Consider the following 11829-nt stretch of genomic DNA (forward strand, 5'->3'; position numbering starts at 1 on the left):
CATTAACCTCGCTGCTGTTTCAGGCGGACGTGTTCGGTGAGGGTTTCGATTCGTGTCACCCATCCCCGCATCTCGGGGGAACCTCAACCCGGCACCTTGTGTGTCACTGCCTGACGGTGAAGTACTGCCATGCGCCCCACGTGCTGAGGTTGCCGGTGTCCTTGCTGCTGTGGACGTACTCGGCCCGCATACGGAACTTGCTGTTGACCGCCTTGGCCAGGCTCAGCGTCGCATAGCCGGCGCTCGTCGTGCTGAGCGTGTGGCAGGAGGAGGTGCTCTGCGTGTGCCAGGCACCGCCGTAGTACCGCTGGGTCTGGAATCGCACGCACTGGCCAGCCTTGGCAGGCGTGACCGTGGCGCTCAGCTTGGCCTTGGCGGTGTGGTGGTAGACCCGGTAGAGGAGGCCGCCGTAGTGGGTGCTCCCGTAGTAGCCGCTCAGCGACTCGGACACCTTGGCGTAGACCGACGCGGTACTGAAAGCCGTGGCAGGGGCGTAGCGGTAGTCACCGGCGAAAGCTGCGGTGAAGGTGGTCCTGCGGGTGAGCTTGTAGGTCGCGGCCAGGTTGCCGTGGCTGTCCACCGTGCCGGTCGTGACCAGCGCCTTCTTGCCCCCGTAAGGCTGGGCGTAGACCGCGAGAGTGCGGCCGTTGTAGGTCGTGCCGAGGTGGGCGGTGACCTTTGCGGTCGCGCCGTAGGCGTACGACAGAGCGTTGGTGGTGACGGACACCGCGGTAGCTCTGCGGGAGACCTGGACGGTGGCGGACGCGTTGACGGTCTGGTGGGTGGAGTCACCCGGGTAGGTCACGGTGTAGGTGTTGGCTCCCCCGACCTGCGGGACGTCGGTGATGCTGAAGGTGCCGTCGGAGGACAACGACACATCGGGCAGCGCCACACCAGCGGGATGGGCCAGGTCACTCTTGACCACGTGAACGACCTCACCGGATGGGTACGGAGCCGCCGACAGCTGCCCGGAGACGGCCAGTTGGGCCGCCCGGCCGACTGTCGCCGGGGCGGTGAGGTCGAGGGTGGGCAGAACCGGGGGCGGGAGCTGCCACGGAACCGTGAACGTGTACGCGGCCGGCGCCTGCGACCGGTTCCCGGCCGCGTCGGCCCCGACGACGTAGAGGGTGTGGACACCCCAGGACAGGGCGACCGTCACACTGCCCTTGCCCTCCGCGTCGACGGGAACCCGGGCCGCGCCGATGCCGGGCTGCTGGTCGAAGGCGTACTCGAAGTGGTCCAAGCCGCTGGCCTGGCAGTCCGGAGTCCCCGCCTCGGTGCACCCGGCGGGCAGGGGATCGCCGGTGGAGCTGAAGCTGAACGTGGTGGGCTGCCCGGCGGCCTTCGTGGGCGTTCCCGGGCTGCCCGCCGGGGGGAAGTCCGGGTTGGTGACGACCGGGGTGGGGGGCGGGCTTCCGTCCAGCCTGAAGTAGCAGGGTGCGGTCGGATTCGAGTACGCCGTCCCGTCGTACGTCGACGCGTGCCAGCCGTAGGTGTGCCCGTCCGCCAAAGGCAGCGGGACGTACACGGATTGGGAGAGCACCGGCAGCCCGGCGGCGGACCCGTCCGCCGCCTGCGAACCGTCCACGTCCCACGCGTGGACGACCCCCTGGTACGTCGCTCCGTTCACCGTCGGCCGCGGTACGCCGATGGAGACGGTCATGCCCGCGGGCGGCGGACTGGACACGGTGGCCCAGGCCGGGCTGCTGTCGCTGCCGCAGTTCGCACCGACCGGCACCGTGGGCGTCGGCAGTGCCGGGTCGATCGGCGTCTCGTCGGCGGCTGCAGCCGCCGGTAGGGCTGCCATCACCGCGCCGGCCAGCAGAAGCGCGAGCCAGCCGCGTTGGTGCACGGTTCGATTCACAGGTGTCTTCATTTCAGGCTGGGCCGGGCCGGTCAGTGTCGAGTGCCAATGCTCGCGGCGGGGTCAACGCGCATGGATCCGGTCGTGCACACAGCGGTTGCGCGTCTTTCCGGCACACCCGGCCGTCCGTCCCCCGTTGCTGCGGCACAGAACCGCAGAGCACGCGGAGCGTAACACCGCCTCGGACGACCTCAGCGGTCCTTGATCAACCATTTACTGGATGGGGTACTTGGCTGTCCACACGTCTTCCGCGGCGCCCCTACCGATCGTCTGGCCGGCCAGGCGGTCTCCCTAGTGCTCCGCCATGCAGCAGCCCACGGCGTTCCGCTACGGCGGGTCCGTGTCCGTTGTGGCGGTGGACGGCACAGCAAGGCTCGGGAAGACCGCGCTCGTCGTATGCGCCGCTCATGAGATCCGCCGCCACTACCCGGACGGCTGCCTGTTCGTGGATCTGCGCACACAGCATGCGAGGGCAGAAGTTCTCGCCACCGTCGTCGGCCATGCGGTGAAGCTCGGCGAGACAGACCATGCCTGCTGGACCGCCGAGATGCCAACTCGGCCGCGCCTACCTCAAGGCAGGCCGCGTCGCCGAGGAACACGAGCAGTGCCGGGCCGCGCAGGCGATCGAGAGGCGCGAGGACCGCGCATAACTCGTCACTGAGTCGGCTCATGGGGTGTCCCCGCGGAACGGATTCAGCACACATGGGGACGGGAAACCCCGTGAACACGCGAGAACTACGGAGGGGTGTTTTCCCAGGCCAGACACTGGATGATCGACGTTTTCGCAGGTCACGGCCTCGCCCCGGGAAATCTCCTAAAGCGGGTGTCGCAGGTTCGAATCCTGCCGGGGGCACAACTAAATGCTAGATAATTGGACATAGCACCCGTCGGCGAGGATCGCAGAGGGGTGCTTTTGTCATAGATGGGAACCTGATGGGAACGGCACGATGGGTAACGAGTAGTAACCCTTCGTCGATTACCTCACAGTTGCTTTTTGTGGCTTCATCATGATCTAGGGGGAATTGCCAGCCCCGGCGAACTACTCTCTTGGCGACGCCGAGCGGAGCGGAAGCACCTGGCTCGCGCATCTGGAGAATCCGCCGGCGAAAGCGGCGCTCACCGCTTCGACCACCCTGGCGCACACCCGCCCGGCGTCCCGCGCCTCGGGTCCGTACTGCGTGCGCACGAAGCACCCGCCGCGCTTCCTGGTGTACCGACCTCGGGGGTTGCAGGTCGCGCCGAGATCCCGCCAGCGGGCGCCGTCGAACACTCCGAGGCGTGATGTGCTGTCCGGCCAACTCCTGCCCCATGAAAAGGAGATAGGCCGGGAGGGCGGGCGCCGTGGAACCAAGTGCCCTTCCTTGTAAGCGTGCGAACAGGCCGACGCCTGGGCAGTACCGCCCGAGACGGCTACCAGGGCGCCCGCGCCGAGGGCCATGGAGTTGATGAGGCTCTGCGAAAACGGCTCTGCCCGCAGTTCCGTGAAGGTCATGGCCGGGTGAGGATCCGGGTCCGGAGGCTCGACCGTACGTAGTCCGCTTGAGTGTCTTCACCCGGTTCACGCTTACTTCGACGACTCCAGAGCTCCAGGGCAGGGATAGGCCGGCGGTCACCGCGTCGAGGTCCTGGCGGAGGAAGCCGGCGAAGCCCTTCATCGGCTTCGGTGCGTCCTGCTCGGCCTGCCGGATCCACTCCAGCAACAGGTATCCGCGCTCAGCACGGCGGTGACCGTGTCCATGATCCGCGGCCTTCACTTCAGCAGACCCTGGCTGCTCAGGGCCGACGCCAACGTCGCCGAATGGAAGGTCGCCTGTGGCATCCAGATATCTGCTTCTCCAGGTGGGACGTAACCCTGCTGCCACAGCGTCTTCAGAGTGTGGACGACGAACAGGATCTGGGATGAAGCGCCGGTACGAAGAGGAATTCATGGCGTTCGCCGCTGCGCGATCCGCACCTCTGTTCCGTTCTGCGTGCGTCCTCGCCAGCGGTGACGTACACCTCGCGGAGGACCTGGTGCAGGACACGCTGGGCCGCATGTATGCCAACTGGCGCAAGGACGCGCAGATAGACGACCCAGCGGCCTACGCCCACACCGTCCTTGTACGGACCTACCTCTCCTACCGCCGTCGGCGCAGCAGCTCTGAGCAGCCCATCGGCACCCTTCCGGACTCCGGTGCCATCACCGAGCACGACGCCACGCTGCGGGTCACGTTGCTCGAAGCTCTCGGCCGGCTCTCCGCTCGGGACCGAGCCGTGCTGCTCCTGCGGTACTGGGAGGACCGCAGCGTCGAACAGACCGCCGCGATCCTTCAGGTCCGGCCTGGCGCGGTACGCAACCAGAGCATGCGCGCGCTCACTCGGATCCGGGACCTTCTGGGCCACGACCTGTCCGAGCTCGTCAGCCCCTGACCCCGGTGCCGCGGCACCTACTTCGCCCTCATCACCGACTCCCGAAACGCGGTGGCCCGCCATGCCCATCGAAGAAGACTTCACCGAAGCCCTCCGCACCACCCTCCTGACCTTCGAGCCGCCCAACACCCCGTCACTTGTACAGGCCGGTGTCCGCAACGGCCGGCGCAGGCGGCGGCGCCGCGCCACGGTCGTCGGCCTGAGCGGAGCAGCCGTACTCGCGCTCGTCGGGCTCGGCGCGGCGGCCGTTCCCGGACTACTGTCCGACGGACGAACAACACACCACACGATCGCCGGTCCGGCGGCCTCGGCCACAACCGGCGCGGCCACGGCATCCGCCACCCCGAAGCCGACCTTCACCGGCGCACTGCCCGCCGACCGCGCCCTTGCCATCCTGACCGCGCTGCTGCCGACCGGCCTGACGCATTCGATCCCGCCCGGCAGCGGGCGGTCCGGACAGCTGTGGGTGGACGACGGCCACGGCAAGTCGCTGTTCGAGGTACACGTCTCCCGGCAGACCTCCACCACCGCGATCCGCAGCCACGTCTTCACCAGCGCGACGACCTTGGCCGACGGCACCCTGATCCAGTCCCGGCAGGCACCACCCGGAACGGACCCCGGGCACGAGACGGTGAACGTTCTGCACCCTGACGGGCTCTACGTCACCATCATGCAGTGGGGGGCACCAAGCCAGAACGCCCCCTCGACTCGTTCTACGCCGGTCCTGACACTGGCCCAACTACGAGCCATCGCAACCAGTTCGCAGTGGCAGTAACGCCCGCCGCGGCCGTGCGGCGGGCGACACGATCACGGCGGGCAGATCACCTCGGCGTTCGGCGACTGTCTGACCGCGCCGAGGCTCGCGCCGGCAGTACTGATCTGCCTACAGGCGCGGAACGGCATCGCGCGGGCGGCGCGGAGCCAGCACGGCTCCCTGGTCAGGTGCCCCCTCGAAACAAGCCATACTCAACCCAACTTGCTTTCTGCGAGACCCACTTACGGATGGTTCCGTTCGTCGCCTCCTGAAGGTACGAGGAAGTTCTCATGACGCAGTCCCTCAGATCGCGAAGGCACGCCATCGGCCGGATCAGGGCCGAGAAGGCGGATCCGGCGGAGTTGGCCGGCGCTGGCAGGGCTGCCTTGCGCAGAGCCGGCAAGAAGCCCGACAGAAGGCGCGCGCTCAAGATCGTCGGGCTGTTGCTCGGGTTCGTGCTGGTGCTCGGCGTCGGCACTGCCGCGTACGCGTACTGGAAGCTGAACAGCAACATCAAGTCCGACGATCTGTCCGCGAACGGCAAGGACGGCGCCGGGCACGAGAAGACCGACGCGTTCGGACGCAGCCCGATCAATATCCTGGTCATCGGATCCGACGCCCGTAACAGCGCGGCGGACTGCAGGCTCGGGGGCGCTTGCGGTACGGCCGGCGGTGCCCGAGCGGACGTGGAGATGATCGTCCACATATCCGCCGACCGGTCCAATGCCACGGTGATGAGCATCCCCCGCGACCTGCGGACCGACTGGAGCGGCTGCCACGACCCGGGACATCCGAGCATGCCGGCGCAGACCCGTGCGCAGATCAACTCGGCGCTGAACGGCGGCCCCGGCTGCAGCGTCGTCGCGGTGCACCAGCTCACCGGGATACCCATCGACCACTTCATGATGATCGATTTCGCCGGCGTGGTGGCGATGTCCAACGCGGTCGGCGGGGCGCGCGTCTGCGTCAGCAAGAACGTCTACGACCCCTACAGCCACCTGAAGCTGAAGGAGGGGTCGCACACGCTGAAGGGTGATGCCGCGCTCGAGTTTGTGCGGACCCGGCACGGCTTCGGTGACTCCAGCGACAGCCGCGGCCGGACCGACGCCCAGCACATCTTCCTCAACGCCCTCCTCAACCAGTTGGAGAGCAAGGGCACGCTGAGCAGCCCTTCGAAGATGTGGGGCATAGCCAACGCCGCTACCAAGGCGCTGACCGTCGACAACAGCCTGGACTCCGCCAACAGGCTCATCGACCTGGCCCTCGACCTCAACAAGGTGCCCGCCGGCCGGATCACCTGGGCCACCATGCAGACCCAGGACGTCGACCTGCCGGGTGGCGGGTCCGAGACGCTGATCGGCCCGGGCGCCAAGAAGTTGTTCAAGACCATCGCGGACGACGAGTCGCTCACCGCGTCCACCAGGAAGAAGGGCTCCTCCTCGGCGACCGCCGGCCCGATCTCCGCCGCCTCGGTCGCCGTCCACGTCGAGAACGGCACCGGGGTGTACCACCGGGGGGTGTCGATCGCCCAGGCGTTGATCGATCAGGGCTTCAGCAAGGAGACCGACTCGGGAAACGGGACCTTCTCGACCGCCACCTCGTTGACCTACCCGGCCGGGCGGAAGGCGCTGGCCCAGGCGGTTGCCAAGGCGCTCGGCCTCCCGTCCAGGGCGGTCGAGCAGGGCACCGGTTCCCAGATCGTGCTGCTCATCGGCACCGATTGGACGACCGGCGACACCTTCCCAGGCGGGGGGCCGACTCCGACGCACGTCGACACCCAGGTGGCTCTGAACGGCTCCCACCAGCAGACCGGCGACACCAGGAAGTGTGCGACGGTCAGCCCCTACAACGACGTCATCGGGCTGGACGCCAACGGTATGCCCACCAGCGAGGATCACCCGCCGTCCAGCACCTCTCCGACCGAGGCGTACGCCCTTGCCAAGAACGTGAAGGACTCTGCGCCGTAAGCCTCTGGGCCCCGGACACGGTCGTAGACGCGATCACGGGCTGGGAACCCGGCTGGTCCGCGCGGATACGCCGCTGCTACCAGCACCTGATCGCCCGCATCCTCGATCGGTCAAGCCGAGGGGGCGGCCCGGCGGCGCCGGGTGATCGACGGGGCCAGAAGCGCGTCTCCGGCGCGGACGAGTTGGACCGAGGCGACCAGCTGCTCGGGGGAGATGTACTTGAGCAGCGGCGGGAGATCCCGGCTTCCGCAGCCACGTGCGCGATCGGACGTCCGGCGTCGATCCGCAGACACAAGCGCAGACGTCCTTCGAGGGTCAGCGGTGCGTTCCGATGTCCCCTGCTGGTGGCGTTCCTGGACTCGGCGGCCGCGTTCACCGGGAGCCCTGGGATCTCAGGGCTCCCGCGTGAGCGGCTGTGCGTGGTGTCAGCGGGCGAACTTCTCGATGGCCGCTGGGGTGACGGGGGTGAAGAAGTTGACGAGGTTGCCGTCGGGGTCACGGAACAGCAGCGAACGGTTACCCCAGGGCATCGTGGTGGGCTTGGTGACGAAGTCGGTGACGAAGCCGGTCAGGTTGTCGTAGACGCTGTCCACGTCGTCGACGAGGAACTCGGTGATCACGCTGTGGTTGGCCGCCGGGCGGGCAGAGCCCGGGGCGAACAGCGGGACGGTGCGGGTGCTGCCGATCGCGAGGGTGGCGCCCGCGGTCCTGAGTTCGGCGAAGTCTTCGTTGGCCCACGTCGCCTGCGCCCCTGTGGCGCGCTCGTAGAACGCGACGAGGCGCGCTACGTCGCCGGTGATGATGCGGATCGAGATGAAGTCCATGGGAATCTCCTTGGCTGTGCTGGGGGCGTGCACGTCGCAGGTTAGAAGAAATAGGGGACAGAATCGGTCCTGTATTTACCTTAGGCTGCGAACATGTCTCGACCCACCGGCCGCGTGCTGACACTCCTGGAGCTGCTCCAGTCGGGCGGCACCCGGACAGTGGCCGAACTCGCCGGCCGTCTCGGCGTCGAAGGACGCACCGTGCGCCGGTACGTGGACCAGCTGATCGACCTGGACGTGCCCGTGGAGTCGGTGCGCGGCCGCTACGGCGGGTACCGTCTCGCCCCCGGGTACCGCCTGCCGCCGCTCATGCTCAGCGACGACGAGGCGCTGGCCGTGCTGCTCGGCCTGATCGCCGGCCGCCGGGCAGGGCTGACGACGACGGAGGGCACGGCAGGCGAGACGGCGTCGGCGAAGATCCGGCGGGTGCTGCCCAAGCACATCGCCCGTCGGCTCGACACACTCCTGGAAGCTCTCGCCTTCACGGACCATCCCGGCGAGTTCGACACCCCGGACGCCGACGTCCTGCTCACCATCGCCGATGCGGTGCGCCACCACCGACCGGTCGCGATCCGCTACACCGACCGTGACGGACGGCGCAGCGAACGCACACTGCACGCATACGGGATCGTCGCCCACGCGGGCCGCTGGTACGTCACGGGCAAGGACGCCCAGATCGGCGAGGACCGAACCTTCCGGCTCGACCGCATCGCAGGCGCGCGGACCCTGCCCGGCTCATTCGAAGCGCCCGGTGGTCCCGCTCCTGCACAGCGCGTGTTGTCAGGATTCGCCACGGCCGGGTACCGGCATGAGGTGACCTTGCGGATCCACGGGACAGTTGAGCAGATCCGCGCCCGCCTTCCCGTCAGCGTCGCGAGCCTGGTGGAGCACGAGCCCGCGGCCGACGAGGACCCGGCGGCCGAGCGCTGGCGGCGCGTCGAGCTACGGGCCGAACGGCTCGACTGGCTGCCTCCCGTACTCGCCGCACTCGACCGGCCGTTCGTCATCGAGCGCCCCGATGAACTCCGCGATCTCGTCATCGCGCTCGCCGATCGCCTCGCGTCCTATGCCCGCCGAGCCTGACAGCGAGGAACCAATGTCATGAGATGGCGCACTTACGCTTCCGGCACGCTCCCGGCCACGCCGGAGAATCGGACACCGAGCTCCGGCGCGCCGAGGTCGGCGATGGAGATCACCTTCTGCGGGTTCCCGGCCAGATCGACGAGTTCGCGGATCACGCCCGTGCCGGCCAGATCGAGGGCCGCGTCGACATGGCCGAGCTGCCGCACCCGCTCGACCCAGCCCTCGCCATACGTCGTGGCGAGGGCGCCCAGGCCTGTGAAGGCTCCGTTTCCAGTCCCCGCCCCTGTTTATCCCAGCGCCCGCCCGAGGAAGCCGCGCAGGTAACCCGTGACGACGTCCAGGTGGCTCTCCAGCAGGAAGTGACCGCCGTTGATCAGGTGCACCTCCGCGTCCTTGGCGTCGCGGGCGAAGGCCCGCGCACCCGCCGGGCCGAAGATCTCGTCGTTGCGGCCCCACACGGCGAGCACCGGGACCTCGCTGGTGCGCAGGAATTCGTGCAGCAGCGGGTAGAGCGGGCGGTTGTTCTGGTAGTCGCGGAACAGCGCCAGCTGGACCTCGTCGTTGCCCTCGCGGGACACGAGGGCGAAGTCGTGCTCCCAGGTGTCCGGGCTGACCAGGCTCGGATCGGGCACGCCGTGCAGGTACTGCCAGCGGATGGCCTCGACGCCCAGCGCGGCGCGGACGGCGGGTTCGGTGTCGGAGCCGGGGTTCGCCCCGTAGGCCCACACGTCGCTCCAGAACGACTCGACGAAACCGTCCTCGTAGCCGTTGCCGTTCTGGGTGACGAGGGCGGAGATCCGTTCGGGGTGCTGGAGCGCGAGGCGCCATCCGATGGGGGCACCGTAGTCCTGGACGTAGAGGGCGTAGCGGTCCAGGCCCAGTTGGCCGAGCAGACCGGAGGTGAGTTCGGTGAGGGCGTCGAAGGTGTAGGTGAACTCCCCTACGAGGGGGGCGTCGGAGTGGCCGAAGCCGAGGTGGTCCGGCGCGATGACGTGGTAATCGTCGGCCAGCAGCGGGATGAGTCCGCGGAACATGAACGAGCTGGTCGGATAGCCGTGCAGCAGGACGATCACCGGGGCGTCGGCGGGGCCCGCTTCGCGGTAGAAGATCTCATGGCCGTCGACAGTGGCGGTCCGGTGGTGCACCGAGTTCATATCCAACCCCTTTGAAATGCGTACTCTGGTTAGTTCCTTGCCCTGCAAGCACGGGTGTGGGTCAACCCGTCGAATGATTCGATCCAGAGGGAGAGCGGCATCCGATGGACGCGCCGCTGGGCCTGCTCGACAGCAGGCCACTGGTCAACGGCCTGGCACTGCTCGAACCCGGCATCGTTCCCCTCACGCGTCGGCGTCCCGACCCCGCCGACGCGGGCCGCATCCGCGACATCGACGAATTCTGCGCGATGACCGGCAAGCCGTGACCTCACGGGCGCCTTGCCCTGAGCCGGGTCACATCACGGCGTCGGTCTGCAGCGGGCCCGCGGTGACCCGGAGCGTCCGGATGCGCACCGGCTCTTCCGGGTCGAGGTAGAAGATGTGCATGAACGGGGCGCGCACCACCTGGTCCGGTTGGGACTTCTTGGCCATGGTCGCTTCGCCGCGCAGCAGGCGGACTCCGTCGCCCGCGGTCCAGAACTCCACGACCTCGTGGGTGATGTTCAGTGGCGCGTCGATCTTGACGAAGAATTCCTTGATGGCCTCGACGCCGTGGATGTGCGCGGCGCCGAAGAACATGTCTGTGTCCTCGGTCAGGGGCGCGAAGCCCTCACCGAACTCCAGGGTGTCGATGGCGTCCATGAACTTCAGGACCCAGCCGGGCACGGCTGTCGTTTGTGCTGTGTCTGCCATGGCGATGTCTCCTGAGGTGATGTTCTCCTGGTCAGGCTGCGGCGGCCGGGGCGGCGAGGAATGCGTCGATCTCGGCGTTGACGCCGTCGGGGTTCTCGCGGGCGGCGAGGTGGGCCGTGTGCTGGAGCACACGGAAGGTGCTCCCCTCGATGGCGTCGGCCATTTTCCGCACCACGTGCACGGGGAACTGACTGTCCTCTTCGCCGGCGATGATCAGGACGGGCACGTTGCTGATGGTGTTCAGGCGGCGGTGCTCGTCCTTGCGGCCGATCAGGATGCTGCGCAGGGCCCAGGCCACGGACTTCGGATCGTCGTTGAGGACGAAGTTCGTGAACTCCAGGAAATCCGGGTTGGTGGCTTCGGCGGTAGGGCCGGCGAACGCGGCGCGGGCGGCCCTGGCGGCCAGCGGGGGCATCTTCGCGTGCAGCGAGAGGAACGTGGCCAGCCCGGTGGCCCATATGCTCTCGAACATCGTGGGGAGGGAGGCGGTGCAGTTGATGCCGATGGCCGCCGTGGTCCGCTGCGGGTAGTAGGCCGGGAAGACCCCGGCAAGCATGCCGCCCCAACTGTTGCCCACCAGAACGCACTTGTCGATGTCGAGTGTGTCGAGGATCTCGACGAGTGCGTCGGCGCAGTCCTTGAGGTCAATGATCTTGCGCAGTGCGTCGGACTTGCCGTGTCCGGGACTGTCGACGAGCACCAGGCGGTGGGTCGGGGCGAAGTGCTCGTACTGGTAATGCCACATGGTGCCGTCCATCATCAGGCTTGGCCAGCACACCATGGCGGGGCCGTCGGGACGGCCGCCGACGCGCACGTTGATCAGCCCCAGCGAGGTGGGGATCAGCCTCTCGGTGACCTCTTCGAGCCAGTTCGTGGTCATGATCAGTCCTCTCCGTGACCGAGGCGACATTCGAAGCTGCTAGTAGCATAACAAGACTAGTTTCAATTTGCTACCAGCACCAGTTCGCGTCGAGTCCGTGAGGGGATCTCACGCCGGCGGCGCCCGGTACGACGGGAGCCGCCTCCCGCGGACTACCCCTGTTCGACGTCTCCTTCCTCGGCAGGCATCGGCCGCAGGGTC

10 protein-coding genes and 3 pseudogenes are annotated in these 11829 nt (G+C 67.9%); 5 read left to right on the forward strand and 8 right to left on the reverse strand.

The features are described 5' to 3' along the window. Positions 1-103: 103 nt before the first annotated feature. Positions 104-1864: a hypothetical protein gene (locus ABZ646_RS27380; protein WP_360524183.1), complete on the reverse strand. Its 1761-nt coding sequence runs from the start codon at positions 1862-1864 to the stop codon at positions 104-106. A 1899-nt stretch (positions 1865-3763) separates the two neighbouring features. Between ABZ646_RS27380 and ABZ646_RS27385 the strand changes: the two genes are divergently transcribed. The 3 genes from ABZ646_RS27385 (at position 3764) to ABZ646_RS27395 (ending at position 6994) form a co-directional block, all read left to right on the forward strand. Then, a complete protein-coding gene (locus ABZ646_RS27385; RefSeq protein ID WP_360524185.1) occupies positions 3764-4273 on the forward strand; it encodes a SigE family RNA polymerase sigma factor in 510 nt (169 codons plus the stop codon). A 61-nt stretch (positions 4274-4334) separates the two neighbouring features. After that, positions 4335-5048 carry a hypothetical protein gene (locus tag ABZ646_RS27390; RefSeq protein WP_360524188.1) on the forward strand — a complete coding sequence of 238 codons (714 nt, stop codon included), beginning with the start codon at positions 4335-4337 and terminating at the stop codon, positions 5046-5048. Positions 5049-5317: 269 nt separating this feature from the next. Then, positions 5318-6994, forward strand: a complete 1677-nt coding sequence (locus ABZ646_RS27395) for an LCP family protein (RefSeq protein ID WP_360524191.1) — start codon at positions 5318-5320, stop codon at positions 6992-6994. Between the two features lie 134 nt (positions 6995-7128). On the opposite strand, the pseudogene ABZ646_RS27400 reads toward ABZ646_RS27395, so the two are convergent. From ABZ646_RS27400 to ABZ646_RS27410, 3 genes and pseudogenes are all read right to left on the reverse strand, one after another. After that, positions 7129-7221, reverse strand: a pseudogene (locus tag ABZ646_RS27400) (DNA-binding response regulator); the annotation flags it as partial. A gap of 2 nt (positions 7222-7223) precedes the next feature. Further along, positions 7224-7370, reverse strand: a pseudogene (locus tag ABZ646_RS27405) (hypothetical protein); the annotation flags it as partial. Positions 7371-7419: 49 nt separating this feature from the next. Next, positions 7420-7818, reverse strand: coding sequence for a VOC family protein (locus ABZ646_RS27410; RefSeq protein WP_360524194.1), 399 nt, complete (start codon positions 7816-7818; stop codon positions 7420-7422). 93 nt (positions 7819-7911) lie between these two features. On the opposite strand from ABZ646_RS27410, the gene ABZ646_RS27415 reads away from it, so the two are divergent. Beyond that, the gene (locus tag ABZ646_RS27415; protein ID WP_360524197.1) at positions 7912-8901 is read left to right on the forward strand and encodes a YafY family protein; all 990 of its coding nucleotides are present in this window, start codon (positions 7912-7914) and stop codon (positions 8899-8901) included. 35 nt (positions 8902-8936) lie between these two features. On the opposite strand, the pseudogene ABZ646_RS27420 reads toward ABZ646_RS27415, so the two are convergent. Further along, positions 8937-9155 (reverse strand): annotated as a pseudogene (locus tag ABZ646_RS27420) (NADP-dependent oxidoreductase); the annotation flags it as partial. Positions 9156-9188: 33 nt separating this feature from the next. After that, positions 9189-10055: an alpha/beta hydrolase gene (locus ABZ646_RS27425; RefSeq protein WP_360524200.1), complete on the reverse strand. Its 867-nt coding sequence runs from the start codon at positions 10053-10055 to the stop codon at positions 9189-9191. Between the two features lie 104 nt (positions 10056-10159). Here ABZ646_RS27425 and ABZ646_RS27430 point away from each other — a divergent pair, with 104 nt between their 5' ends. After that, entirely contained in the window at positions 10160-10321 is a 162-nt protein-coding gene (locus ABZ646_RS27430) for a hypothetical protein (RefSeq protein ID WP_360524203.1), read from the forward strand. A 28-nt stretch (positions 10322-10349) separates the two neighbouring features. On the opposite strand, the gene ABZ646_RS27435 is transcribed toward ABZ646_RS27430, so the two are convergent. Both ABZ646_RS27435 and ABZ646_RS27440 read right to left on the reverse strand, forming a co-directional pair. Further along, a complete protein-coding gene (locus tag ABZ646_RS27435) occupies positions 10350-10748 on the reverse strand; it encodes a nuclear transport factor 2 family protein (RefSeq protein ID WP_360524206.1) in 399 nt (132 codons plus the stop codon). Positions 10749-10779: 31 nt separating this feature from the next. Beyond that, a complete protein-coding gene (locus ABZ646_RS27440; protein WP_360524209.1) occupies positions 10780-11628 on the reverse strand; it encodes an alpha/beta hydrolase in 849 nt (282 codons plus the stop codon). Positions 11629-11829 lie beyond the last annotated feature (201 nt).

Origin of the sequence: Streptomyces sp. NPDC007162 (genome assembly GCF_040634175.1) — a bacterium.
In the GTDB taxonomy this organism is placed as follows: domain Bacteria; phylum Actinomycetota; class Actinomycetes; order Streptomycetales; family Streptomycetaceae; genus Streptomyces.

Excerpts from the sequence above, each read along its gene's own strand:
- ABZ646_RS27440 (WP_360524209.1), bottom strand. The coding sequence starts at position 11,628 with ATGACCACGAACTGGCTCGAAGAGGTCACCGAGAGGCTGATCCCCACC.
- ABZ646_RS27390 (WP_360524188.1), top strand. The coding sequence starts at position 4,335 with ATGCCCATCGAAGAAGACTTCACCGAAGCCCTCCGCACCACCCTCCTG.
- ABZ646_RS27435 (WP_360524206.1), bottom strand. The coding sequence starts at position 10,748 with ATGGCAGACACAGCACAAACGACAGCCGTGCCCGGCTGGGTCCTGAAG.
- ABZ646_RS27410 (WP_360524194.1), bottom strand. The coding sequence starts at position 7,818 with ATGGACTTCATCTCGATCCGCATCATCACCGGCGACGTAGCGCGCCTC.
- ABZ646_RS27395 (WP_360524191.1), top strand. The coding sequence starts at position 5,318 with ATGACGCAGTCCCTCAGATCGCGAAGGCACGCCATCGGCCGGATCAGG.
- ABZ646_RS27415 (WP_360524197.1), top strand. The coding sequence starts at position 7,912 with ATGTCTCGACCCACCGGCCGCGTGCTGACACTCCTGGAGCTGCTCCAG.
- ABZ646_RS27430 (WP_360524203.1), top strand. The coding sequence starts at position 10,160 with ATGGACGCGCCGCTGGGCCTGCTCGACAGCAGGCCACTGGTCAACGGC.
- ABZ646_RS27385 (WP_360524185.1), top strand. The coding sequence starts at position 3,764 with ATGAAGCGCCGGTACGAAGAGGAATTCATGGCGTTCGCCGCTGCGCGA.
- ABZ646_RS27425 (WP_360524200.1), bottom strand. The coding sequence starts at position 10,055 with ATGAACTCGGTGCACCACCGGACCGCCACTGTCGACGGCCATGAGATC.